Source organism: Rickettsia endosymbiont of Cardiosporidium cionae (assembly GCF_015476335.1).
In the GTDB taxonomy this organism is placed as follows: Bacteria; Pseudomonadota; Alphaproteobacteria; order Rickettsiales; family Rickettsiaceae; genus JADHZC01.
On record NZ_JADAQY010000004.1, the window covers coordinates 1 to 2,066 of the forward strand.

Sequence of the window (2,066 nt, forward strand, 5' to 3'; positions counted from 1 at the left end):
CAAGGAATAAAAAAATTGGAAAAAGAACTTCATTCAAAAAATGTGTTTTTAGATAATTTATCGCATGAACTTAGAATCCCTATCCAAGGTGTTACTGCAATTTCAAAGGGACTTATAGAACATTGGCCTACTCTTGATAACAACAAAAGACTCAAACTTGTTGCTGAAATATCAGATAATGCAAGCAAATTATTTTCTTTAGCAAATAATTTGCTCGATATGTCAAAAATGCATGCAGGTAAAATGTTATACAACATGCAACAGCATGATCTATATGATACAGTAAAATTGGTAATTGGAGAGTTAAAAACACTATATATGAAGAATAGCCACTTAAAAATAAAAATTGTTAATAATTGTAAGGTAAAAACAATTACTGCTTTTGATCATGATAGAATTGCTCAAGTGTTAAGAAATTTAATCTCTAATGCCATTAAATTTACGCATGAGGGAGATATAACTATAACTCTAAGCAGAACAAGTTATAAACCTAGACACGATATAATTATGGGATTTAAAATAACAGTGTGTGATACAGGTATAGGTATTCCTACAAAAGATTTATCTAAGATTTTTTCTTCATTTACACAAAGCAGTCGTACAGATAGTTGGATAAACGGAACAGGACTTGGTTTATCTATTTCAGCAGAGATTGTTATAGCTCATCATGGTAAAATTTGGGCTGAAAACAACAAAAATCGTGGAGCAAGTTTTAGTTTCATATTACCAGCGCGCGAACAAAAAAATATTGATAACTTATCAAAAAGCACTTGTGATAAAGTTATTAAAAAATCAAAAGGAAAATACCATCTACTTTTAGTAGATGATAGTGAGGCATGCTTAATTAGTATACAATTGATACTAAAAAGTTCAAAATATACTGTAACTTGTATGACAAATGGTAAGGAAGCTCTTGAATATTTAGATAAGCATTTTATGAGAGTAGATCTTATTTTATTAGATCTTATTATTCCTGACATGTATGGTCTAGATATACTTGCTACCATAAAGAAGCAGTCCAGTAAATTTAGTCATATACCTGTTATCATACAAAGTGGAATGATTAATACTTCAGAGATTAACCTAGCTTATAGCGTGGGAGCAGCTAAACATATACTTAAACCATATAGCAAAGAAGAAATAATAGACTGTTTAGATGAAGTAATTAATCACAATTAATTAACTTTCTTATTTTTTGATATTGTTTGCAAGGTAAGCATCACCGATTCTAGTTGAGCACATTTAATAACTATAAATATCTTTACTAAAGAAGAAAAAGTTATATGTATAAACCAAGAAATACAAGGAATTTATAGTCATTATCATTATCATTATCATTCAAGGACTGTTACTCTCAAAGAGCTAATTTATTTTATAAAGTCAAAAAATTTAATTTTCTAGGAGCGTTGATATACAGTCTGGATTAATTAATAAGATTGCTGTTACTGCTGCTAATATTACAGATAGCAAAAGTTTTAGGATGTGTATCCAAGATTTAAGGTACTGTAATACTGACAAAAGGTTATAGTGTAATTTCAGCTAAAAAGGAGTCAATGAAGAGGGAAGTACATTTGTTGGCAATTAAAAAGAACAATATGAAAGGCAAAAACTCTAAGCTTGTAAGTTATTATATAAAGTTGAAATCTTCTTATAAGAGAGTGTTTGCTCAACAAAAGCGTAAGGTAAGATATATAGGAATAGCTAAAAATCAATTCGCAGAAAAAATGAATGCAATATTTTTTAATGTAAAAAGATTAATAGTACTAAAATCACGTACAATTTGCCTATTAAGGAAGATCACTTTGTCTAAAAGCTGAATTTATATTAAATAATAGTTAATAACACTGATAAAATTAAATAAATAATAATATTTATACGCAAAAATCAAAGAAAATAAAAAAAAATGAGCTTTTAAAAAAATACTTTAATTTGCAACAATCCCTTTATTATTTTAAAGTTTTAGTAATTGTTAGAACAAAAATCTTTTCAGCATGAGCTTTGTTTTTTAAAATCTTTGAACATTCATTTGCTGTTGCGCCTGTAGTGAAAACATCATCAATTAAGAT

At 27.9% G+C, this 2,066-nt stretch carries 2 protein-coding genes; both read left to right on the forward strand.

Features of this window, described 5'->3' with window-relative positions; translation table 11 throughout:
• Positions 1-1,179: hybrid sensor histidine kinase/response regulator (locus tag IHI24_RS03015; RefSeq protein ID WP_194966592.1), on the forward strand; the 1,179-nt coding region annotated here is incomplete at its 5' end.
• A gap of 374 nt (positions 1,180-1,553) precedes the next feature.
• Entirely contained in the window at positions 1,554-1,817 is a 264-nt protein-coding gene (locus IHI24_RS03020) for a hypothetical protein (RefSeq protein WP_194966593.1), read from the forward strand.
• Positions 1,818-2,066 lie beyond the last annotated feature (249 nt).